This is a genomic window from Polyangiaceae bacterium, assembly GCA_016715885.1.
Taxonomy (GTDB): domain Bacteria; phylum Myxococcota_A; class Polyangia; order Polyangiales; family Polyangiaceae; genus Polyangium.
Map to the genome: position 1 here is coordinate 51224 of JADJXL010000018.1, position 21997 is coordinate 73220.

The window sequence follows — 21997 nt, forward strand, 5'->3', positions numbered from 1 at the left end:
CAGGTTTTCAGGCACGAGGCACGGCCAAGCGTAACAAACGTGCGCGTGTGGGTGCGGTGGAAGGGAAGGTCACGTGTCGGTGCTCCATCGACCACGGGTACGAACCAAGTTGATAGCTAGATTGCGTTGCACATTTCGTCACGCATTGCCAATCATTACGACGGACCGGGTGCAATACAATCACAGAGTCGCTGACCCAGGACGCGCGATGCACCCGGACGAACCTCCCGCGGATGAACGCTGAGCGGTCCAGAAAAACGGCGTTCGCCCCTGGCACAACGATTCTTGTTGTATCATCGTTGCAGGCCCGAACGTCACGTCGCGGTGGTTGCGGCGCTCATGCAAAAGAGGTATGGTGCGATGGTGGCAGCCATGGAACAGGTACAACTCGAACCCGTCATCATCGAGGATCTCGTCAAGTTTGGTGAAGATCGCGGCTTCGATCGCGGCGTGGATCGTGGAGCCACGCAGGAGCGCTTGCGTGTCTACGAAACGCTCGTCGAAGATCACGTCGGTCGCCCGCTTACGCCGATGGAGCGCTCCACACTTGCCACGCGCATCAGTGCCCTGGGCCTCGAGCAACTCAATGCGTTGCTTCTACGCTCGAGCCCCAGCGCCCTCGAAGCATGGCTCGCTGATTCCACCGCAAAGTAATCTTCGATCATCGCACACGGATAGCATTACGCCCGCAGCCGTCGGAGCGATTGACGGAAACTGGTGATGGCGACGAATTGCGTTATGAATTGAAGAAAGCGTGGAAGGACGGAACGCGTTTCGCTTGCGCGCTCGTACGCCGTTGAGGCGCGCATCCGTGTCGCCGTTCGAGCCCCTTGCGCAATGCGGCTACGGTCACGCTCAGATGCGCGGCAGCACCGACGCCCGCTCGATGGAGCACCTGTCAGCGGTCGATGGACCACCAACCATGTTGAGTCGACGACCTACCATCTGTCAATGGAGCCTCGACGCCCGCTCGATGGAGCACCTGTCAGCGGTCGATGGACCACCAACCATGTCGAGTCGACCACCTACCATCTGTCAATGGAGCCTCGACGCCCACTCGATGGAGCACCTGTCAGCGGTCGATGGACCACCAACCATGTTGAGTCGACGACCTACCGTCGGTCGATGGACCACCTGTCGCTTTGCAATGGACCTTCTGTCATTTCCTGGCGGACGGCCGTTCACAACGCAGTGTTTTGGCAACCTTTGGCCGGTTGAAGACATCGATGCGATTGATCTCGGCAATGCTGGGTTTTACGATTGCCTTGCTCATCGGAACGCATGAGGTTCGAGCACATGGCTCGCATACGGCGCATGCTTATTCACCGGCGAACAACGTTCAGGGCATCAAGTCGAAACTGGTAACCCAGGCCGTCAAGCTAATGGCCAAAGCTCTACGCAAAGGAGAAAAGCCCTTCTTTGACGCCTGTGAAAAGTTGGCCTCTGATCCGCGAGCCTTGAAGGCATTTCGGAAACACGCGTCGAAATGTTCCACGTCTTGCAAGCCAAAGGATCGTATCCGGCGCTGACGTTTTTCGTGTTATCCGCGGTTGATCGCTGAGTCAAAGGCACGTGCCAAAGCGCATCGCTTCCATCGCCCTGCTGTCACTTCATCGACGATGGTGCGCCGTCATGAAACAAGCGCAAAGTGTTTCGCTCCCACACCAGGATATCGCGGCCGACGATGCGAGCACCCGCTTTGGTTGCTCCTTTCAGGACGATTCGATCCTTCACGCTCGCGGTTACCAGACAAACCAACACGAGCGCCATTGCATTGTCAACCTGGAACCAGCAGAGCGCACGCTCACCCGCCGCAACGAGCCCGGCCGGCGGAGCAGGCAGCGTCGTAATGACCGGTCCGTTCGGGATGATGATCCGGTGAGTATTTCGGATGGAACGCGCGACGATGTCATCATTCTGGGCGTGAACGGCAGCGACGGGCTGTGCAAGTGTCGGCGCCCACGCGGAATAGGGAACGAGCTCCGATGGAAACGTGATATTGGAATAATACAAATCGCCACCATGAAGAAGCTCCAGGGCCGGCACCGAAAGGACCTCGAAATGTGCCATTCCTAGACTCGACATCTCCAGCCATATGCCTTCTGGAATGCGCTCGATGCTTATGGGCCAGAACGTGCCGTATCGTGCCCGAAGCTTCAACCCTTCCCCATTCAATGCGAAAAGACGAACGTCGTCTCCCTCGTATGTTGGCCAATATCGACCGTCGAAAGAATCGCTGAAGCCGTTCACTTGCACGACCCCGAGATCCTGCGGCAACACGAACGGAGACGCTATGCGGTGGATTCGACGGCGCCGCGGAATATCCCGGGCCTCTTCGAGCACTGCTGAAACAGATAGGATTTGGTCCGTTTCATCGCTCGTAACAATCGACTCCACGGGAATGCTGAAGGTACGCACGACCGAGCCATCCTCGATGAGCACAAGGCCCGAGTCGAGAGCGGCAAATATTCGCCCGCCAAGAAGCGCAGCGTCCGAGATCGTGCCGGGGAGCGCAATCTCGAGGATTCTTGTCGACATGAGTCGATTGTATCACGCTCCTGCATCGGCTTGCATCTCAATCGAGTGGCCTGCTCGGCAAAGCCCCCGGCTCCCTCGCCATGGCGCGGCGCACGCAGCCTCGCCGGAAGTAAATCAAAAATCCGCTTTCATCAAAACGTTTGCCCATTTACCGCCGCGAAGCTGAGCCCCATCACGATTGCAGCGGCAAAGAGCAGCAGTTGTCCGACAATGCCGCCTTCGGAAGATTTGCGACGCTTTGGACCATGCCCCAGCGATTCGGCTCGACGCTTGCGCCTGACACCGCTTGCCGGAACTTTGCTCGACGGCGGCGACGGATTCGATTCGGGCGGCGCTTCTGCCAGAACCAAGTGATGCGGCCTTTGTCGAATGGGCAGCGCGATCGGCGTGAGGATTGCGACGGGGCCTTTTTCGATCGCTTCGACGACGCGTTTTTTCATGCGCCGTTCCGGCATGAAGTCGGCTGCAAAATGATCGTTCAAAAATACGCCGAATTCGCGCGGGTGCGTGAGAAGTTTGGCGTGGTACGCGTATCGCTCCAAATCGCGCAGCATTGCGCGAGCCGACGAATATCGATCTTCGCGGCGCGTGGCCAGCGCTCTATAGGCGATTGCATGAAGCTGCTCTTCCGCCGGACAACCGCGAAGGGGCAGCTTCGGCACGACCGCTTGCCTTGCAACATCGAGCAGCGATTCGCCTTGTTTCGCCTTGTAGAGGCGCTTTCCTGCGAGCAATTCCCAAAGCATGATGCCCACGGCATACACGTCCGACCGCGCATCGATGACCTCTCCGCGCGCTTGTTCGGGGCTCATGTACCCAGCTTTGCCTTGATATGCCTCGTCGGGACGCATTGCCGAACCGGCGCGAGCTATGCCAAAGTCGCATACTTTCACGTCGCCCTCGAAGCTCAAGAGCACATTCGCGGGTGACACGTCGCGATGAACGATCTGCATGGGCTTTCCATTTTCGTCACGCCGCCGGTGGGCATGATCGAGCCCGCGCAATACGCTGGCAACGATGTAAAGCGAATGGGCAATCGGGACGGGGACGCGCTGGAGCGCCGCGCGCCGGAGCAGCTCGCGCATGTCGAGTCCTTCGACGTATTCCATCGCGATATGGTAATCGTCGCCGTCGCGGCCCAAGTCTTCCACGCGAACGACGTTCGGATGCTCGAAGCGCATGGAAATGCGAGCTTCTTCGACGAGCATCTCCGCGGCAAGTGGGTTCCCTGCGAAATCGGGCAATATTTCTTTGATGACGTACAGTTTTCCCGCGCCAGGCTCGGTGCGCTTGCGAGCGAGATAAATATTGGCCATACCGCCGTAGCCAATGCGTTCGAAGAGCATGTAGGGGCCAAGGCGACAAGGTAGGCGTCTACTCGCGCGGACTTTTCGGCGCGACGGCGGGACGTCGGACTTGGCGACATTCAACGTGGATGCGGTGGAGGAACTTGCGACGGCAGCGCTCACGAATCGGCCCATGCCATAGGCGTTTTGAATGGGCCAAGAAAATGGAGGAATTGATTGAATGTGCCATGAGGTGTGTTTGGGTAGGATTATGCCTACATTGACACAGGTTGGGTGCTACGCCATTCTTTACGTTCCCCAATGTCCTCGTAAATCGAATGATAGCTGCCTGTGGTGTTTGATGGCCAACAGGTCCACTCGATTCGTGCTCACCGCGTACAGCACGATGTAATCGCCCACGATGTATTCTCGAATGGAGCTTCCTTCGCCGAGTTTTGCTTGGATCGCCTTGATTTTGAGGGTGCTTTCCAACGAGTGTGATTTTCGCGCAAGAAAATCGACCCCCAATCGAGGAAATTGCTCCAAATTCGGAATTACTTCGTCGAGGAGTTTTTCCACGAGTCGATCGAATGTTCTGGGCGCTTCCGTCTCTTCCAGATCCGCAAGAAAAAGGCGTATGCTTTCGAGGTTGCGCTCGAAATTCCGCGTCGCGTGGACCGCCCAGCGTGCGCTCATTTTCCCAATTTCTTACGGAGCTCGCCGGCCGTGATGGTGCGTCCGGCTTCGACGTCTTCCAAACCCAGCTCGACTTCGGCAAGCAAACTCAGGTGAATGTGCTCGCGTTCGAGCCGGTGGTAATGATCGAGGCGTCGCGCGTCGATGAGCGCGATGTAGCTTTCCCCGTTACGCGTGACGATCTTCTCGCTCCCAGCGCGCACTTCTTCTGCGATCTCCGTGAGGCGCGCTCGAACTTGACCTAGCGGAATGATGTCTTCGGACGAGATGGCCATCAGGAGACCTCCATGCGAACATTCATGAACTTCTTAACGGATTCGTGCAAGCGATGCAAGAGGATCTTGATGCTCGCCAAGTTGCGCGAGCCCTGCCAAATCACCCGACGACTTGCCCTGCGGCTCGACCGAGTGGTATAGCGGCCGAACATCCTTTCGGGAAAGGTTCGTCGTGTCGGGCAATAGTGGCGCTCACGGTCCGTCTGAAATCGAGGCGCTCGTACGCAGCGCGCTCGGCGGAAATCGCGGGGCGCAACGAGTGCTCATCGTCGACGTGCTCGCGCCCGTGGTCCAAGAACGCGTGGCCCGCGTGCTGCTGCGCCGCCGAAATCAGCACGGGGACCTGCGTACCGAAATGATGGATTTGTGTCAGCAGGTATTTGTACACGTGTTCAGCGGCAATCTTCTTGCGCGATGGGACCCTGCGGCCGGATCGCTCGGGGCCTTCGTCGGCGCGATTGCGGAAAACCACGTGCGGTCCACTTTGCGCAGTCGCGTGCGGAATCCGTTCACGGAAATTGCGACCGAAATCGACGTGCTCGGTGCCGTGCTTGGCGATGGTGACAAAAGCCAAGAAACTGCGCTGCTTTCGCGAGAAACGCTGCGCCGGCTCGAAACGGAGCTCACGGAGGAGGACCAAGAATTGTTCATGGCGTTTTTCGTGGACGAACGATCCATTGAAGAAATGTGCATCGTCGTGGGCAAGAGCCGCGAAGCTTTGTACAAGCAGCGCCAGCGCCTCCGGGAGCGTGTGCGCCGCATTCTCGATGACGAAGCGGCCAGTTCGGCGCCCGCGCGTGCCAACACCAAAGCGAAGGAGGAGGGGCTTTGAGCGATAAGGAAGATCCCCGCATCGAAGAGCTTGGGCGGCGCATCCGCGAGCGCGAGGAACAGCAATATGCAGAATTGCTGAGGCCGCTCGATGCGGCCGAACGAAATGCGCTTGCGGATGGCGTATTCGCTGAAATTGATGCGAAATCGCAGGAGGACCGTCGGGCGCCGGTCATTTCGATCGAGCAGGCGACGAAAAAGTCGGCTCGCCGTCGGTTTGGCATGGTCGCAGCATTGCTTGCTGCAGCGCTTGGCGTTGCCGGTGTTTTCGCGGTCTTGCGCAAGGACGCGCCGGCGCCGATGGCTGCGTATTCGCTCTCCATCGAAGGCGGAAACCAAGCGCAGCGCGGTGACCCGCCGCCCGCGTCCGATGCCGTGCTCCGCTTGGACAAAGCGTCGCGACTTTCACTGGCGCTGCGCCCGGACAAACCGGTTTCCGGTGCGATTGCGGTGCGAGGGTACCTCGTGCGGGATGGTCACGCGCGCCCGTGGGAGCCGCCCGTCATCGTGGGCGCGGGCGGCGTCGTGCGCATCGAAGGGACAGCAGATGCGCTCTTGGGCGACATTGCAGAAGGGGCATGGATCATCGTGCTCATGGTGGGTCGTCCGGATACATTGCCCGACGACGCGGAGCTTGCAAAGGCTGCTGCGGCCGGATCCGATTTGCCGGGTTTGTCCACGCACCGCGTGCGTTTTACATTTTCGCGACCGCGGGGATCGCTCGATTCGAACAGCGAAAGCACCGAACAAATTGGTTTTTCCGGGTGCGCTTCGGTGCGCGCCGGAAACGAATGCGAATTGGGCAAGGACAGGACGCTCCGTATTTTCGTGCCCGCTTTGGCATCCAATGCAGCGATACGCGTGGACGGCGCGCTGCTCGATAAGGCCGGCGAACAGGCGCATGGCGGAACGCGTTTTGCCATTCAAATACCAAAGGATGCTCGAAAACTGGAAGTCATGGCGACGCAACCGAGCCATCTGCGGCCCGTCGCTCTATCGTTCGTCGCGGCGGACGTGCTCCCGGAAGCATTGATCGAAGCGGAAGCTGCGCGTCGGCGCGGTGACCTCGAACAAGCGTCGCGGCTCGTGGGTGACGTGCTCGATAAAGGACCGGTGGAAGCGAAACGCCAGGCGCTTCGGCAAAAGGCGCGTATTCTATTGGCAACGCCCGGTCGTTTCGACGATGCGGCCGCGCTTTTTCGCGAAGCCATATCGCAAGACAAGAAGGCCGGGCGCATTTCCGACGAGCTCGACGATACATTTGCCCTCGCGTACGGCCTCGTGCTCGAAAAACGCGCATTCGCGGAAGCTCGTACGCTGCTCGATGAGACAAAACCCCTCTTGGCCGCGTGTCCGGAGGGGGAGCCGAAAGCCGCATATTACAAAGGTCTCATTGGCATCGAAACAGGCGATTTACGCGCGGCGCTTGGCGCATTCGCGATTGCGTCGGAAGGGGCGCAGCGGCTTGGGCTCGATGCGTATCGAAGTGCGGTGCTCGAACAGGAAGCCGAGGTATTGGCGGTGCTCGGCCGGTATGACGAAGCGGCTGCACGGCACGGGCAGGCGCGAGCGCTCGCGGAGCCGTTTGCCGACGCATGCAGACGCGCGCAGCTTGCAAGCAATGCTGGATGGATCACGCTGCGCGCTCCGGGGCGCACGAAGGATGCGAAAGACGAATTGGAGGCGGCGCTTGCACTGTCGCGCAAAGGGTGCCCTGCTGGGGTCGGAAATGTATTGATCAATTTGGCGCTCGCCAAAGTGGAATTGGGGCAAGTGCAAGAAGCTCGCGCGCTTTTGGAGGAGGCACGGCGCGCCGGAGGCTGGGTCCAAGTCAAAGAATGGGCGCGGATGCTCGAAGCAAGGATTCAGCTCGCTGAAGGGCATCACAAGGATGCCATGACCGTTTTCGATGCACTTCGAGCGGATGGAGAACGCGATCTATTGCCCGAGCTGGTTTTCGAGGGGTCACTGGGCCGCGCGGAAGCGCTGTCCGCCGCAGGCAAACGCGCGGATGCGCGCCAAGCATTCATCGATGCATCGAAAGCGCTCGCGGCGTGGGAGCAGCGTATTCCGCTTGGTGAAGGGCGAGGTACATTTTTATTGGCGCGACAACGGGGCGCGAGACTTGCCGTGGACTTTTTTTTGCGTAGTGCCGAGGCTGGTGACGAGCATGCAGCACGCGAAGGCATGGAGACGGCTAGGCGATATTTGAGTGGGTTTGTCCAAGCATTTCAATGGATCGATCGCGTGGGAGCATTGTCGGACGAGGTGCGAAAGACCTGGGACGAAGCGGTGGCGGCCTATCGGCACGAACGGGCGGTATTGGAGGAAAAGGCTGCGGCGCGAGGACCGGGTGGAGGCGCACTGGAAACGGAAAGGGCGGCGCTGCGCAGCGCGCTCGACCATGCGCTTTCCGCATTGGGCGTGCAAAAGGACGGCAATGAGTCGGCGAAGTTGTCGGCTCCAGACAAGGACGAGGTGCTATTCGTCGCGCACCCGATTCGAGACGGTTGGGCGGGGTTTGTCATGGCGGATGGCGGCCGTACGATGGACGCGCGACGGCTTCCGGGCGCGGCGCCAAGCGCGACGCACTCGGCGATCGCCAATGCATGGCTCGCGCCATTTCAATCGCACCTGTCGAAAACGCGCCGAGTGCGGTTTGTCCTGCCAACAGAGCTCCTCGCGACGGATTGGCATGTTTTGCCATTTCATGAGAAACCGCTCGTCGAGCACGCGGAAGTCGTTTATTCATTGGACATCGGGCCGCGGGCGTCCGTCGGTTCGGATGTTGCAAAAGCGGTGGTCATTGCCGATCCGACGGAGGATTTGCCCGGGGCGCGCGAAAGCGCCGGAGCGGTCGTGAGCGCGCTCGAATCCCGCGGCTTTCGTGTGGTCTCGTTGTTGGGTCATGCCGCGACGTACGAAGCTGTGCGCAATGCCATCGAAATGCCAGGCGTAAAACTATTGCATTATGCAGGACACGCCACGTTCGATGGTCCCGATGGATTCGAGGCGTCGCTGCGATTGGCGCGTCGAGGTCGATTTTCGGTGGCAGACGTAATGACGCTATCACATGTTCCCGACGTCGTCGTGCTTGCAGGATGCGAAACGTCGCGCGCATCGCATATCGACACGAAAGGCGAGGGGTTGGGCATTGCGCAAGCGTTCGTGTTGAAGGGTGCATCGGCAGCCATTGCGACGCCGCGTCCCATTGGGGATACGTTCGCCGCGGATGCAACGCGCCTTCTGTATGCCGAACCGGTCGAGCGGGCCCCAGGCAGCGCCTTGCGCGCGGCAACACGCGCCTTGCACCGCCAAGACCCTGACGGTGAATGGGGCGCGCTGCGACTGCTCGCAGAGTGAGCCGTTATACAGCCGCGATCATTTTTGGTGGACGCTGTCCAATCCACAGGGCATGCGGCGTAAGGCATCGGCAGCGACGAGCAACCCAAGCTTGGCGTGACCGAGGCTCCGTCCTGGAGGTTCCGTGTCCAATTTTGCAATTTCTCGCCTTGGCATGACCGTCATTACCGCAGCTTGTGTGCTCGCGCCCGGCTTTGCATGCATTCCGGAGCCTGAGCCGTGTGGACCTGCCGAAGATGATCCGGGTTGTACCGGTTATCGATGGATTGCCATCTTGGATCCCAATAGTCCTTGTCCTACCGATGCGCAGGGTATTTGGACCGCCGGAAAACTCTTCAAAGGGCCCGTTGGCGGCCCGCCTCCGTCGCTCGCCCGGTATTGTTTGTACGAATGGACCAGCCTCCGGGTGAATCCGGGCGGCACGCAATGCTTGCCGTATGGTGCAAATGGTCCCGGCGACGATGAAATCAATCGTTTGCAGGCGGTGATTGGGCCGAACGCCGAGCTGGGCGAGGATTGCATCGACACCGTGCCGCTCGCGTTCGAGGACGATGCCGCTGCATGGGCGCGCAAATCCCTTTTTGTACGCGCAGGCGGTGTGGAACCATTGCCCTCGATGCCGACGAATCCATTGGCCGCGCGTATCGTTGCGGCCGATACGTCGCCCGATGCATTGGACGGTGGCATTGCCGTCGGCAAGAGTCGTCACGGCGATACCGTAGCGCATATTGCCCGCGATCTGGCTTGTCCCGGTGGCGAAATGCAACCGTGTGCCGCGCACGTCACGACGGCCCTCGGTTTGCCCCGATTCGATTTGGCCAATCCGCTGTCGACCGACCTCGTGCAAGGCGGCTTTTTTGGCACCGAGGGTGATCTGGCGCAATCGATCGAGCGTCTGGTGCTCGCGTGGCGCGACGAAATCATCAAGGGACCGGGTGATCCGCGTTTGATCGTCAATTTGAGCGTGGGTTGGGAAAACGATGTCGAGCGAGACAATTGTGCGCCGCCCAATTGGGCGACGAACCCCGAAGTGCTCTCGCCGCCCGCGCGTGCCGTGCTCGATTCGATGCGTTATGCAACTTGTCACGGCGCATTGATTCTTGCGGCTGCCGGCAATGACACGGGAGGCGTGGAGCCGAATACGGGGCTCGTTTGTCCCGCGCGATGGGAAGAGCTTGCCCCGCTCACGCGAAAGCAGTGTGAAGAATGGGTGGGCGGTGAATTCGCCGGTGTGTGGAATGAACGATGGCCGAACCTTCCGCGACGACCCTTGCCTGGCCAATTGGCATACGACCGGATCGTGTATGCGGTCGGAGGCGTGGATCAAGGCGACGAGCCGCTCGTGCCGACGCGCCCGCTCGCTCGACCGCGCATTGCGGCATTGGGTGTGTTTGCGGCTGCGTGGGATGATTCTGCAAATGGCGCCGTTACGCCGAATGCCAATGGCCAGCCGGTAGACGTGCCCCCATTTTTGACGGGTACGTCCATTTCGACGGCGGTGGCCAGCGCGGTTGCTGCCTCCGTATGGGCCTACGATCCCACGCGCACGGCGCCCGAAGTGCTCGAAGCCATCTATCAATCGGGCGTCGCTTTGCAGCACAATGGTGTCAACATCACCGCCGATACGGGAACGTGCATCGGAGCGTCCGCGGCTGCATGCAATGTGCGTCGCCTATCCTTGTGCAAGGCCATTGGCGCGCCGTGTGGTGATGCCGCGCCCGTCGGAGCGCAGAATCAAGTGCTGCAAAACCCTGCATTGCCCATGCAGCTCGACGCCACGCTCGTCGCTGAATACGCGTCGGCGACCGCATTGACCGCGTCGTTTCCCGATAACCTCCCCATTCCGCATGCGCGTTCGGCGACCGCTGCAGCCTCGCCGTGGACCTTTCCGCAACCCAATTGGCCAACGTGTCCCGCGTGTGTGGCGAAAATAGCAAGCCCCAACGAATTGGTTCTGTTCGCCAAACCTGGCGTCAATATGTCGGACCTCTCGCTCGTGATCGTCGACCCACAAGGAGTCGTTCATTCGGCTCGCGTCGCGGGTGCCGTTCAACGCAATGGTCCTGTGCGCATTACCGTCACGTCCCAAAATGGCTTCGCTGCGACGAACGTGCGTCGCGTTTGGCTGTCGGGCACGTCCTCGTCGCAAACGGGAACGACCCTCTCCGTGGTCGAGCAAATCCCGATGACCGGTCTCTGATACGAATGGTTCCTCCATGCCATCGAATACCACCGCCCTCGCCGGCGTCGAATTGCATACGTCGCCGGCGCCGCGTCATATCGAGTCGGCTCGCCCGGCGCCTGTGCGCTCCCGGATCCTTCGCACCTTACGCCTTGCGTGGCAAGCGGGCCCCTCTGCTCTTCTGGCAATGATTCTCGCGGCCGTGGTCGCCGGCATCACGCCGACGGCCACGGCTTGGTATGCGCGCGTCGTTTTGGATGGCGTCGTGCACCGCGATTCACGCGCCGTCGTCACGGGGATCGTTGCCGAAGCGATCCTCCCTTTTCCTCATGTATGCAACCGGTGGCCTCAATCTCTTCGCCACCGCCCGCTTGCGATTGTCGCTCGGATTCTCGCTTCAGCGCTCCATTCTCGAAAAAGCCATTGCCGTTCCGTATGCCAACTTCGAGAACGCTTCCTTTTACGATGCCCTCACGCGTGCGCGCCGCGAAGCGGTCGGGCGCCCCGTCGCCATGCTCGGCGGACTTTTTGCCGTCGGGCAAGCCTGCGCAGTGCTCGTCGGCTCCGCTATTTTGCTTTTCCGCTTTTCACCGCTCTACACCGTGGCGATCCTTCTCGCCGCACTGCCCGGTTTCTTAACGGAAACTCGTTTTGCCACAGCCCTTTTTCTTTTTTATGCAGTCTACGTGCATGTTGCATTTCGCGCCCTTCAAGGAACCCTCACCGCTGGCGACTTGGCACTGGCCTTGGTTACATTTCGTCAAGGCGACGGCGCATTGAAACAGGCCCTCGGCAATCTGCGCAGCCTGTACATGGACCAGCAATACCTCGGAAACCTATACGATTTCTTGGACACGCCAATACCCGCTCGACGACCGTTGTTGGTTGCCAACACACGCGACAGGAATTGGGTCTACGCTTCGAGCAAGTGGGATTCAAGTATCCAGGTGCTTCGCGTCCGGCGCTCGAAGGAATCGACTTTTACCTCGAGCCGGGAAAAAAATTGGCACTCGTAGGCGAAAATGGTTCGGGCAAGTCGACCATATTAAAACTGATTGCTGGACTTTATCAGCCGACGGCGGGACGCATTTTGCTCGATGGAATCGACATTCTCGCGTGGGATCCGGAAAAGCTGCGCGCGCGGCTCGCGGTCGTCTTTCAGGATTTCGTCCGTTATCAGCTCACCGTGCGTGAAAATGTGGCTCCGCGCGGTGGCGAAGATGCCATTGATGACGAAGCGATATCGCGCGCGCTCGATCGAAGCGAAGCGCGTGCGGTCGTTGCCAAGCTTCCGCAGGGCCTCGATCAACGTTTGGGCAAATGGTTTCCGGGCGGGGTCGAGCTGTCCGGAGGCGAATGGCAAAAGCTCGCGTTGGCCCGTGCATTTCTCCGAGAGAGTGCCGATTTGCTCCTCTTCGACGAACCCACCGCGGCCATCGATCCTGCGGCGGAAGCGGCGCTTTTTCAGCGTGTTCGGGCCGAAACCGATGGACGCATGGCCATTCTCGTGTCCCATCGCTTTTCCACGGTGCGCCTCGCGGACGAAATCCTCGTCATGCACGGCGGACGCATTGCCGAACGAGGCGACCACGACACGCTCCTCGACGCCAATGGTCGTTACGCCAACCTCTTTCGTCTTCAGGCCGCCGGGTACCGATGAAAAAAATTTTTTGGGCGGCGTGTCCAATCTCGGTAGCAGGACGCGTAAGAGGGCATGTCGAGTGATTCGATGCGGCCCGTGGATACGGGTCGCTCACCAAACCCTAGGAGAAATCCCATGTCCTATTCGAGCGACGAACAAAACATGACCCCGCTCTTCGCCTATCTGCTCGTCGATGACGAGCAAACGACGCCGCAAGCCGGTGACAGCGGTCCGGCTCCCACGTATCATTGCCTCGATAGCGTGTGCACCAAGAAATACCCGTCGGACGACGACGATTGCTACACCTACAAGCCGTACTGCGATTACGGTTGATCCTCGAACGGTTCTGACGAACGAATGGATGGGTCGCTTCGGGCGACGTGTTTCATTGCAGCATTTCACCGGAGTGGCCGCCATGGTTGCCAGGACCGTTTTGTTGCTCTCCCACGCGGGCGAGCCATATGTGACCGAGCGCGTCGCGGAGGAATTGCGTCTCCGCGGCGCGCAGCCCTATCGCCTCGATACCGATCGATTGTTCGGTGACGGGCGATTTGGTGCATCCATCGACATGCGCGACCGAGGGACCGTTTGGTTCCGCGGCGAGCGATTGCGGCCCGATGCCATTTGGTCATGGCGAGCGTGGCCGCGTATCGAAGCTCGACGAATGACCGAGGCGGATCGCGCCGTGGTCAATCGAGAAGCGCATGCGCTGTTTTTTGGGGCGCTTGCCTTATTCGATGCACATTGGGTGGACCCGCCGGAACGTGTCCAGAGCGCGGAAAACAAATTGCTTCAGCTCGCCGTGGCGCGCGACGTGGGCCTGCGCATTCCGGATACGCGCGTCACGTCGGATCCGGATGCCGTTCGAGCGCTTTACGATATGCACGGCGGGCGTATCGTATGCAAGCTGCACGCGCCGCTCGATTACGGCATGCGCGGTAGCCGCGCATTTCCGACGCGACGATTGCGCCGCGAGGATCTCGAGCATATCGACGCCGTTCGTCATGGTCCCATGATTTTCCAGGAAGAAATCCCCAAGGCGCTCGAACTGCGCGTCGCTTGGGCCGGTGGTGCTGCGTGGACCGGGGCCATCGATGGCGACGAATCTGGTATCGATTGGCGATTTTCCAAAACAGGCTCCTTCAAGCGTCACGATCTCGATACGAATGTGAAAGAAAAACTGAGCCAGCTCATGACGCGCCTCGGATTGCGTCAAGCTTGCCTCGATTTGATCGTCACTCCGGACGGCGAAACGGTATTTCTCGAAGTCAATCCCACTGGCGAGTGGGGGATGCTCGAGGCCGAATTGGGTCTTCCCATCGCCGCTTCCCTTGGCCGAAACCCTTTTGCGAGACGAAAACGAAAAAATGAACGTACTCATCATCACGTACCGTGCCGATGCCCTCCTTCATCGAACGAGTGGCTGACGAAATTCGTCGCCGGGGCGCGAACCCCGTCGTTTTTTACGTGAGCGATTTCCCGGTCAACGCCACGATATCGTTCGTCCAGCAGGCGGATGGCGAGCAATTTCTCTTCAATGGCCATGCCATTGGCAAGGGCGACGCAATATGGGCGCGTCGGTATCACCAGCCCGTGGGTTTGCCCGAGGCCATGCATCCGGGTCACAAGCGAATGGTTCTTGCCGAGACCGAGCGATTCTTGCAAGGTGTGCTCGCTGCGAGCCCCGCATTCAAAATGGATCCGTACGCGCGCGTTCGCGGAGCGGACCACAAGCCGCTGCATCAGCGCATTTTCCGCGAAGCCGGCATTCGTACGCCCCGCACGCTCGGCACGAACGACCCTGCCGCAGCGCGCGCGTTTCTTGCGACCTGTCCGAATGGGGCCATTGCGAAAATGCTCAGCCCCGAGCCGTTTCGAAAAGACGACGGCAAACTCCAGGTGGTCATGACGACGAAGGTGCTGCCCGAGCACATTGAAAAGCTGGATCAGCTTCGGCTGTGCCCGATGTATTTTCAGGAGCGAGTTCCGAAGGCGTACGAAGTGCGTGCGACGGTATTTGGTACGAAAATCTTTGCGGCGCGCATCGATTCGCAAAAGTTCGAGGGAGCGGACGTCGATTGGCGCAACAAGGGTTTGGAAGCCATTGAAGAGTGGCGGCATCACGAATTGCCGAAACACGTCGAAGACGCGCTGCATCGGTATCAAGATGCCGTGGGCATGCAATACGGCGCGGCGGATTTCATCGTGACGCCCGAGGGCGAATACGTGTCGCTCGAGGTCAATCCGGCGGGCGAATTCTTTTGGCTCGAAGCGAATCCGCCGCACCACCCCATGGTATCGGCGCTGGTCGATGTATTGGTGGACGCGCCCGGCGCGCGCCGCGTGTTCTCGACGCCGCACCCCAATGAATATAGGCCGCGGGCGCGAGTGAGGAGGCAACAAGAAGTTTTGGTTGGGCAGGGTTGATTTCGACGTACAACAGATTCGTTGTACAACAGATTTGTTGTACGTCACGTTGGGGTAGCTAGCGCTGAAATGCCACGTTTTGCCCTCACCCCCCCACCCACGGACGCGTCATCCCCGCCAGCGCGCGCTCCATCGCCATTCCCACAATCGCCGGCGACTTCCCCCAGTGCAGCGCAAATTCCCCCGCGCTTTCCCCTCGCACCGCACGCTCGATCCGATCCAGCTCGCCCGTCACCGCCTCCTCTTGCATTGCACGGTTTTTCACCGTGTCACGCCCCGCTGCCACCGCATCGCCAACCGATATCCACAACGTCGGCCGTTCCACTGCGCCAAACTCGTACCGCAATCCCAAAGGCACCACCTTCGCCCGCTTCGCAACCCGCGCTATCTCCGCCGACCCTGCCCGAAAACCGAGCGGCCTCTCTGTCACCGGTCGCTCCATTCCTTGCGGAAACACCCATACCAAGTTGCCCGGCACATCCAATAATCGCGCCGCATATCGAATCGCCGCCGCCCCATCCGCCGCATTGTCGAGGTCCACGCCAAATGCACCCACCAATGCAAAAAATGGAAGCCGCCTCAGGTTCTTCGCATCCATCATCGCGTGTCCACGCATCCCCAGCATGTGCGTCGACACGTGCAGCGCCACCAGCGGATCCCACCACGACGTGTGATTGGACACGATGAGCAACGGCGCATCCGCCGCATGCGCTCGCGCCGCATCGAGCCCCCGCACACGCACCTCGCCGAATGCCCCCCGAATGCGTGACCGCGCATGCCCCGAAAACCACGCGTTGAACCAACCCACTCGCCGCGCTCGAATCATCGTCGCCTCGCGCCCTTACCCGCTCGCCGCTTCCACCAGAAACCGCACCTCGTCGAGCGGCTCCGCCTCGGATAACTCCCGCCCAGCAAGCACCTTCGGCGTCCGTGACCAAAGCGCCCGCGTGAGCAGCCGCAATTTCCGAACAAGCGGCACGTACGCTCGACCCGACACCGAATCGAAGTCGTTGCGCTCCACGTATCGCCCAATCTCCGAATAAATCAGCCGCGCCGCGTGGATCGATGCCCGGCAATCCTCCGGCAACATCGCAATCCCCGCATCCGCCCGCATGTAAAGCTCATCCGCGTGCCGCAAAAGCCGCTCGATCACCCGTCCCAAACCCGCCGAAAACGTTGGACGTGCAACGAATTGCCCCGCGTCCACGCCCGCTTCGTCCAGCCACTCCAGCGGCAAGTACACCCGCCCATTGCGCGCATCTTCGCCCACGTCCCGCGCAATGTTCGTAAGCTGCATGGCCACGCCCAAATCACACGCCCGAGCAAGCGCCACCAGCGTCACGCGTGTCCATCAGCACGCTCATCACCACGCCCACCGTCGCCGCCACGCGCGCACAATACCCGCGCAAATCCGCGATCGTCGCGTACCGTTTGCCCTCGGCGTCCCAGGCAAACCCTTCGATGAGCGCCTCCATCACGACGCGCGGAATCCCATGCGAACGCGCCACATCCGCGAAAGCTCGGTCGACCGCCGAATCCTGCGGATGGCCCGCGTAGGCTGCATCGAGACGCGCCTGGAGCGACTCCACCGCGCCCGCTTCCTGCGCTTGATCCACCACATCATCTGCGACGCGACAGAACGCGTACACGGGCACCATCGGCTCGCGTACGCGTTTCGGCAGGAGCAACGACGCCGCAAAAAAGCTCTTCGAACCCTTGCGCAACAGCGTCTTGCACGCCGCCACGTCTTCGGCTGAAGCAAGCGATGTCGACGCACGCGAAAGCTTCGTACCCATCGGTTCAACGTAACTCGCTTGCATGCGGCACCACGCTGTCGAGCACTCGAGCCGACGACAAAACACCCGGCAAACCCGCTCCGGGATGCGTTCCTGCGCCGACGATGAACAAACCTTCGACGTCTTCGCTCTTGTTGTGCGGCCGAAAGAACGCGCTTTGCGTCAGCACCGGTTCCATCCCGAACGCGGCCCCTCGAAACGACAAAAGCCGGTCCTGAAATTCGAGCGGATGCGTCACGCGCGACACCACCACCGATTTCTCGAGCCCCGGAAGAATCGTCGACGAAAGATACGCTTCGATGCGCTTTCGATAAGGCTCCGCCTCCTTGCTCCAATCCGTCGTTCCTTCCAAATTCGGCACCGGCGACAGCACGTAAAACGCTTCGTTTCCTTTGGGCGCGAGCGTCGGATCCGTGGCCGTCGGCCGATGCAAATACAAGCTGAAATCATCGGCCAAAACGTGCCTCGTAAAGATGTCTTCGAGCAGCCCTTTGTAACGCGGCCCGAGCAGGATCGTGTGATGAGCGACGTCCGGATACAGACGGTTCGTCCCGAAGTACCACACGAAAAGGCCCATCGAATATCGCTGTTTTCCAGCCTTTCGTTCGTCCACCTGTGCCGCACCGTCGGGTCCACCAAGTGCCGATAGGTCCACGCCGAATCCCCGTTCGACACCACGATGTCCGCATGGATCAGCTCGCCATTCTTCAGCCGCACCCCGCGCGCTTTGCGCCCGCGAAGTAGGATCTTGTCGACCTCGGCGTTGCAACGAACCGTTCCCCCTTGTCCTTCGATGAGCTTCACCAAGCCTTGCACGAGCGCGCCCGTCCCGCCGATGGGAAAATGCACGCCCCATTTGCGCTCGAGAAACGCGATCAGCGTGTAAATCGACGTCGTCGAAAACGGATTTCCACCCACCAGCAGCGGATGAAAACTCATCACTTGCCGCAGACGGTCGTCCTCCACGTGCTTCGCCACCAGCCCGTACACCGACCGGTAACTCTCGAGCTTCATCATGTCGGGCACGATCTTCGCCATGTCCCACATCGACCCGAACGGCACGTGCGCAAGCTCTTCAAAACCGACGCGAAAGATCTCACTCGTCCGAATGCCTTTTTCGTACCCCTCCACGTCCCGCGGCGACAACCGCTCGACCTCGCGACGCATCGCTTGAGCGTCCCCGGTGTAATCAAAGAAAGTTCCGTCGTGAAATCGGATACGATAGAAAGGTGTTACCGGTCGCATGTCGATGTCGTCGCTCATGCGTCGGCCCGCGAGTGCCCACAATTCTTCGAGCAACTGAGGGCTGTTACGACGGTTGGGCCCGCATCGAACGTGAATCCGTCCAGTTTGTGCACATACGCACGACCTCCGGGTGCATCGAGTTTCTCCAGTACGGTGACGTGGTAGCCTCGAGCGCCCAGGCGGATGGCCGCAGCCAGGCCGCCAAATCCACTGCCGATGACGACCGCATGAGGTTTGGGGGTTGAACCTTGCATGAAGTTAGTATAATGTCTGTCTCAGCTTTGACAAAGGTTTTCTGATGGGCGGCAGGAGTCTGTCGCGGATGGTGAGCGTCCATTGAGTCTCTATCGCATACGCACGGTGAGTGAATTGACGGGCGTCAGTTCGGCGACGCTGCGCGTGGGAGCGTCGTTACGGCGTGCCTACGCCTTCTCGAACGGCTTCGGCGTATCGTTTGTACGGCGACGAGGATGTAGCGCTGATCATCAAGATGCGCGACCTTGTCAAGACGGGCACGGCGCCAGCCGAGGCTGCGCGAGCGTTGCTTGGCGAAGTCGTTGCGGGCGGAGTCGAAGCTGTTGCGGGTGGAGCAGCGCTCGTGGTTGTCGAGCGGGACCCGTATGCATTGGCGACGGAGCGGATCATCGAGGCGGTGCGTCGGTTCGATCCGGATGGTCTCGAGGAGGAGATAGCGAAGACGTTGACGCTTGGGCCAGCGGTTGTGATTTACGAGCGAGTGTTGGGGCCGGCGCTGCTTCAGATAGGGGATTTGTGGCATGCGGGGGCGGTGACGGTGGCGCAGGAGCATCTTGCGTCGAACGTGCTAGGCGGGACGCTCGTGCATTTGCTTCGATTGGCGCAGCCATCGGATGCGGAGCGTCGGGTATTGCTCGCGTGTTTTGCGGATGAAGAGCACGTGCTTGGACTGTATGGTGCGGGGCTTCGGTTTGCGTCGTGGGGGTATCGCACGTTGATGCTTGGGGCGAGTACGCCGCCGGTGGCGGTAGCGCGCGCGGTCGATGCGCTTTCGCCGGACCTCGTGGGCCTCAGCGCGACGATGTTATTGCCGCCGCCGCGAGCGCGCGAGCTCGTGGATGCGTATGCGGATGCGTGTCATTCGACGCCGTGGGCGGTGGGCGGAGATGCGGCGGAATCGATGCGTTCGTGGATCGAGGATCGGGGTGGAATATGCATTGGGCGCGATTTGCCGGGCGCACGGCAAGTGATTGAAAAGGCGGTCGTGACGAATCGACGAAAACGCAACGGGCGGGAATGAGGGGGATTGTTTACCACTCGTCAGAAGTCTGCGACCCCGGGTGCTGGGCAAAGCCATAGCGGCCGGCTGGGCGCCTGCACGATGAGCCGCGCACGCTCACGGCTTCTCGATTCTGATTTGGCTGCTACCAGCTGTGAGATGACACCTATCCCAAAAATTGGCTTACAGATTGCGCAATTCGTCCCAGAAACTTTGGATACCTGGATGTTGTGCAATATCGCCTTCTCCCATTTCGAGCGATGATACAGGTACCGTGAGGTGGCGTACTCGACCTTGTGTGCCACGCCTAGAGATTGCGCCTTCCGTAAGCAAGCCATGTTTCCGCATCAGCTGTTGTACAGTGTCCCATTCGCGTTGCGTGTGTAGCCGCTTATTGACAATGTCATCTTCTGAAAAGAAGAAGGTATGTTTCATAATGCGCAGGAACTTGTGCATTACCTCGATGTGCCGTTCAGCCCGATCCGACAGCACGCGTTTCGTGGGATTGCTGGCTGGTACATCCGCGCCCAGAGTTTGAAGTATGGCGGCGACTTTGGCCGGTTCGTACTCCGGTCGTGGTTCATGTTCGCCATTGTGTAGCAGGACCCCCACAACGTCGTCCGGCACAAGAAATCTTATATTTGCAAAGCGAGTCGTGCGCTCATCAACGACGGGTAGGACTAATTTGGTATTGACGAGGCGAATGGCGGACCAGTTTGCGCCTCGGAGATCGGGGCGAATGAATTCACAGTTCTCGAATGTAATATTTTCCAAGTTGGAATCACTGAAATCGACGTTCACGAAGTTCACTAAACGAATCTCAAGTCCGCATTCTGGCAACTGGCCATTCCATTGCCGCATGAGTGCCCCCAGAATCATTCCTGCGTTGCTGCGTGCACTTTCGAGTCCAGCAAATGTTAGCCGATTCAGGACGAGGCGGGAAACAACCTGTTCGATGGGGACTTCGAGGCGGATTAGGGCGGCAGCAACCTCTCCGGCGACGACAGCCGATAGATTTGCGCGCGCTAGAAAATCGGATATATCATCGCCTCCTTGCAGACGTCTAGCGATTGCGCGCCCAACGAAGAGTGCATAGTAATACTCATGCGTGAACTCCAATTTGCGCGAATCGCCGTCGTCCTTGACTTTCAGCATTGCGTGCGCAGTGCTCCGAAAAATTACTTTGGACGCCATATCGGTGGTGATATGCATTGCGTCAGCAGCGATTTCTGAGACTGTTCGCACGGTGGGCTCATCCAGCGTTCGCGTTTCCTGCCACCACATTTCTTCCGCCAGTTGCTCAAGGAGAAAGCGATGCTGCTCCGCTGTGAGAATCGGCAAACCGCTAGTATTGTCTCGTAACTTGTGTACCTCTCGCGCAATGAGTTCATCCACGATTGCTTCGAGCGGGCGCGCCATAAATTTGACTTCGCCTTGCATGGCCAAATCGACCATGTTCCTCACAAAGAATGGGTTCGTGAGGATATCCTTTGCCGCTTCGCCGAGTCGATCTCGAAGTCGATTCACGGCATCCTCGGGAGAAGTTGCACCGAATATTGTGGTGGCTCCCTTCCGTTGCAGGTAGGCTTTGAGTTCCTCGTCGCCCCAGGGAAGGACGTCGACAGGTTTGATCTCGTAATCGAGCTTTTCGCTCATGTCGGCGAACCGTCGAGCGACATTTCCGATATCACTGTACTGAAAAAACGTTGCACGAGCGGAAGCGACGATCGCTCCCATGCCGTTGAGTCGTTGCATGAACTTTGCGAGGGAGGAAAACGCTTCGCGATATCCGCCCATTCCAAGCAGTTCATCGAAGCCATCAACAATGGGCACCAATAAGCCGTGCCGAGTTAGTGTGGCGACTGCCTGATATGTGAACTTGGCTCGGAGATCCTGCAGAATGAGCGCCATTGCTTCGTCGAGACGCGCTAGTGATCGCCCCTGTGCATCAATGTAAAGCAGAACTTGCTGCGAATGTCCTGCAACGAAAGCACGCGCCTGTTTGGCTGCCCAATGCGCTAGTAGTACGGATTTGCCACCACCAGCAGATCCACGCAAAAAAACAAGCGTGGTCTTTGGTATGCGAATGCTCTCCTGCACAAGGCGAGACAAAAGCTGCGTTGCCGTACCGGCCTCGTCCTCCTCAAGCTGAGCTCGGACGTCAATGTATTCGTCTTCTCGCACGAAAGAAGACGTCGACTGCACGTAGGGCGCAATCGTTTCCGCGAGTCCACGCAGGTCCGCCATCGCATCCGAAGCCAGGAACTGGGTGTAACTCATCTGTTTGTCATTGTATACAACGTCAGGAAATTCAGCAGCGTCCGTGGGTTGTAGTACGAGCCGTCGACGTGCGCGGCTTTGTGTCCATTCGACGGAGGTTCCAGTGATCGTGACTTCAGTGAGAGGATCCGCAAAACTACTCATGTCTATACGAATCATGTCGAGGATTGCCGTATTCATT

General features: G+C 59.5%; 15 protein-coding genes and 3 pseudogenes. 10 read left to right on the top strand and 8 right to left on the bottom strand.

The window, feature by feature from the left end:
- The first annotated feature begins 372 nt into the window (after positions 1 to 372).
- Positions 373 to 654 carry a hypothetical protein gene (locus tag IPM54_21430; protein ID MBK9262353.1) on the top strand — a complete coding sequence of 94 codons (282 nt, stop codon included), beginning with the start codon at positions 373 to 375 and terminating at the stop codon, positions 652 to 654.
- Positions 655 to 1605: 951 nt separating this feature from the next.
- Here IPM54_21430 and IPM54_21435 read toward each other — a convergent pair.
- From IPM54_21435 to IPM54_21450, 4 genes are all read right to left on the bottom strand, one after another.
- Positions 1606 to 2538, bottom strand: a complete 933-nt coding sequence (locus IPM54_21435) for a hypothetical protein (protein MBK9262354.1) — start codon at positions 2536 to 2538, stop codon at positions 1606 to 1608.
- A 131-nt stretch (positions 2539 to 2669) separates the two neighbouring features.
- Complete coding sequence (locus tag IPM54_21440) at positions 2670 to 3884, bottom strand: serine/threonine protein kinase (GenBank protein ID MBK9262355.1); 1215 nt, start codon at positions 3882 to 3884, stop codon at positions 2670 to 2672.
- A 249-nt stretch (positions 3885 to 4133) separates the two neighbouring features.
- Entirely contained in the window at positions 4134 to 4520 is a 387-nt protein-coding gene (locus IPM54_21445; GenBank protein MBK9262356.1) for a type II toxin-antitoxin system RelE/ParE family toxin, read from the bottom strand.
- Positions 4517 to 4795, bottom strand: coding sequence for a type II toxin-antitoxin system Phd/YefM family antitoxin (locus IPM54_21450; GenBank protein MBK9262357.1), 279 nt, complete (start codon positions 4793 to 4795; stop codon positions 4517 to 4519). The genes IPM54_21445 and IPM54_21450 overlap by 4 nt, the downstream gene beginning before the upstream one ends.
- 172 nt (positions 4796 to 4967) lie before the next feature.
- On the opposite strand from IPM54_21450, the gene IPM54_21455 reads away from it, so the two are divergent.
- The 8 genes from IPM54_21455 (at position 4968) to IPM54_21490 (ending at position 15240) form a co-directional block, all read left to right on the top strand.
- Complete coding sequence (locus IPM54_21455; GenBank protein ID MBK9262358.1) at positions 4968 to 5627, top strand: sigma-70 family RNA polymerase sigma factor; 660 nt, start codon at positions 4968 to 4970, stop codon at positions 5625 to 5627.
- Positions 5624 to 8989 (top strand): CHAT domain-containing protein, encoded by a 3366-nt coding sequence (locus tag IPM54_21460; GenBank protein ID MBK9262359.1) that lies wholly within the window; start codon positions 5624 to 5626, stop codon positions 8987 to 8989. The genes IPM54_21455 and IPM54_21460 overlap by 4 nt, the downstream gene beginning before the upstream one ends.
- Before the next feature lie 124 nt (positions 8990 to 9113).
- Positions 9114 to 11189, top strand: a complete 2076-nt coding sequence (locus tag IPM54_21465; protein ID MBK9262360.1) for a hypothetical protein — start codon at positions 9114 to 9116, stop codon at positions 11187 to 11189.
- Between the two features lie 311 nt (positions 11190 to 11500).
- Complete coding sequence (locus tag IPM54_21470; GenBank protein MBK9262361.1) at positions 11501 to 12187, top strand: ABC transporter ATP-binding protein; 687 nt, start codon at positions 11501 to 11503, stop codon at positions 12185 to 12187.
- Positions 12100 to 12831 carry an ABC transporter ATP-binding protein gene (locus tag IPM54_21475; GenBank protein MBK9262362.1) on the top strand — a complete coding sequence of 244 codons (732 nt, stop codon included), beginning with the start codon at positions 12100 to 12102 and terminating at the stop codon, positions 12829 to 12831. Before IPM54_21470 ends, IPM54_21475 begins: the two co-directional genes overlap by 88 nt.
- Before the next feature lie 117 nt (positions 12832 to 12948).
- Positions 12949 to 13146: a hypothetical protein gene (locus tag IPM54_21480; protein MBK9262363.1), complete on the top strand. Its 198-nt coding sequence runs from the start codon at positions 12949 to 12951 to the stop codon at positions 13144 to 13146.
- 82 nt (positions 13147 to 13228) lie between these two features.
- Entirely contained in the window at positions 13229 to 14284 is a 1056-nt protein-coding gene (locus IPM54_21485; GenBank protein MBK9262364.1) for an MvdC family ATP-grasp ribosomal peptide maturase, read from the top strand.
- Entirely contained in the window at positions 14281 to 15240 is a 960-nt protein-coding gene (locus IPM54_21490; GenBank protein ID MBK9262365.1) for an MvdD family ATP-grasp ribosomal peptide maturase, read from the top strand. The genes IPM54_21485 and IPM54_21490 overlap by 4 nt, the downstream gene beginning before the upstream one ends.
- Before the next feature lie 85 nt (positions 15241 to 15325).
- Here IPM54_21490 and IPM54_21495 read toward each other — a convergent pair whose 3' ends face one another.
- The 3 genes and pseudogenes from IPM54_21495 to IPM54_21505 all read right to left on the bottom strand — a co-directional run bounded on the left by IPM54_21495 (position 15326) and on the right by IPM54_21505 (position 18535).
- Positions 15326 to 16066 carry a lysophospholipid acyltransferase family protein gene (locus IPM54_21495; protein ID MBK9262366.1) on the bottom strand — a complete coding sequence of 247 codons (741 nt, stop codon included), beginning with the start codon at positions 16064 to 16066 and terminating at the stop codon, positions 15326 to 15328.
- 15 nt (positions 16067 to 16081) lie between these two features.
- Positions 16082 to 17036 (bottom strand): annotated as a pseudogene (locus IPM54_21500) (phytoene/squalene synthase family protein).
- 4 nt (positions 17037 to 17040) lie between these two features.
- Positions 17041 to 18535, bottom strand: a pseudogene (locus tag IPM54_21505) (phytoene desaturase).
- Positions 18536 to 18617: 82 nt separating this feature from the next.
- Here IPM54_21505 and IPM54_21510 point away from each other — a divergent pair.
- Positions 18618 to 19557: pseudogene (locus tag IPM54_21510) on the top strand (MerR family transcriptional regulator).
- Positions 19558 to 19719: 162 nt separating this feature from the next.
- Here the strand turns inward: IPM54_21510 and IPM54_21515 are convergent.
- Entirely contained in the window at positions 19720 to 21996 is a 2277-nt protein-coding gene (locus IPM54_21515; protein MBK9262367.1) for a pentapeptide repeat-containing protein, read from the bottom strand.
- Position 21997: the final 1 nt, after the last annotated feature.

Bases quoted from the DNA above. Each gene is read 5' to 3' on its own strand.
- IPM54_21480 (MBK9262363.1), top strand. From the start codon at position 12,949: ATGTCCTATTCGAGCGACGAACAAAACATGACCCCGCTCTTCGCCTAT.
- IPM54_21430 (MBK9262353.1), top strand. From the start codon at position 373: ATGGAACAGGTACAACTCGAACCCGTCATCATCGAGGATCTCGTCAAG.
- IPM54_21445 (MBK9262356.1), bottom strand. From the start codon at position 4,520: ATGAGCGCACGCTGGGCGGTCCACGCGACGCGGAATTTCGAGCGCAAC.
- IPM54_21450 (MBK9262357.1), bottom strand. From the start codon at position 4,795: ATGGCCATCTCGTCCGAAGACATCATTCCGCTAGGTCAAGTTCGAGCG.
- IPM54_21515 (MBK9262367.1), bottom strand. From the start codon at position 21,996: ATGAATACGGCAATCCTCGACATGATTCGTATAGACATGAGTAGTTTT.
- IPM54_21495 (MBK9262366.1), bottom strand. From the start codon at position 16,066: ATGATTCGAGCGCGGCGAGTGGGTTGGTTCAACGCGTGGTTTTCGGGG.
- IPM54_21485 (MBK9262364.1), top strand. From the start codon at position 13,229: ATGGTTGCCAGGACCGTTTTGTTGCTCTCCCACGCGGGCGAGCCATAT.
- IPM54_21470 (MBK9262361.1), top strand. From the start codon at position 11,501: ATGTATGCAACCGGTGGCCTCAATCTCTTCGCCACCGCCCGCTTGCGA.
- IPM54_21435 (MBK9262354.1), bottom strand. From the start codon at position 2,538: ATGTCGACAAGAATCCTCGAGATTGCGCTCCCCGGCACGATCTCGGAC.
- IPM54_21440 (MBK9262355.1), bottom strand. From the start codon at position 3,884: ATGCTCTTCGAACGCATTGGCTACGGCGGTATGGCCAATATTTATCTC.